This window comes from Autumnicola tepida (assembly GCF_031846485.1).
Classification (GTDB): Bacteria; Bacteroidota; Bacteroidia; order Flavobacteriales; family Flavobacteriaceae; genus Autumnicola; species Autumnicola tepida.
This window is the reverse complement of sequence record NZ_JAVRHQ010000081.1, coordinates 1-985: the sequence shown is the minus strand read 5'-3', so window position 1 is coordinate 985 and position 985 is coordinate 1. Positions and strand designations below refer to the sequence as shown.

The window sequence follows — 985 nt, the reverse complement described above, 5'->3', positions numbered from 1 at the left end:
TTCGGAGTAATCTCGTATGGAGGTTTCATTTTGATAGTATCATTTGATATTATCAAAAGTAAAGTCAATTTATCTCAATTGAAAGGAAAATCACGATTATAATTGGCCACAACGGTCTCGGTTATCGCCAGTTGGCGGAGTAGGGGACGCGGATTTGTCGGCTTAGTATTGGTTTGTTGATCAAGTTAATTATTTTCCTTCTAACGGTGCCGCTTATTGGCGCTGAACCGTTGTTGGCAAGCGTTATTTAATATCCCAAATTATTAAGATATTATCAGAGTAAACTATGTCTTTAGGGGTAAATCCTTTTATAATAGAATTATCTATTGTAGAAACGACTTCTGCTACTCCATTATTTCTATTATATAATCTCATACCGGAATTATAATTTGTACCATATTTAATTTGGTTTATTTTAATCAGATCTACATTTGATGCTGAACTTATTAATTCAGCTTTTTCAATTGCATCTCTAGTAGCTAATTTTATGATTCGCTCTTGAACATTCTTTTTCAATGAATCTGATAACTTAAAGTTGAAGTTCAAATTAAATTCTGTACTACTTTTTGAGAACTGATCTAATATTTTAGTAATGTTTTTCTGGTCGTTTTTAAATTCAAGTTGAATTTGTTGTGTGGCTTTATATCCACTATCAATACTTTTATTATTTCTATAAACTCTATTCTTTCTAACGTTGAAATCGTCAGTTCTAATAGAAGATTGCTTAAATCCGATCTTTTTCAATTGTTCAGTTATATCTTGAGATTTACTATTTAATCCGTTGATAGATTTACTAAAATCAAGATTAATATTATCAATTGTGATATTTAATATTCCGGTATCTGGTGTAATTGCAACTTTTGCAAAACCTACGACCTCAATTGTTTTAGATTGATTGTCATCTTGCGCACTTAAAATGGAAGTAATAAGGCAGAAAAGTAAGATGTAAAATTTATTCATTGTTCGAATTTTTTTAATGCTTGCC

General features: G+C 30.2%; 1 protein-coding gene. It reads right to left on the bottom strand.

Annotation, left to right across the window (positions count from 1 at the left end):
• Positions 1-243: 243 nt before the first annotated feature.
• Positions 244-985, bottom strand: a 742-nt coding sequence (locus RM553_RS19455) for an SIMPL domain-containing protein (RefSeq protein WP_311536628.1), incomplete at its 5' end; no start/stop codon positions are given.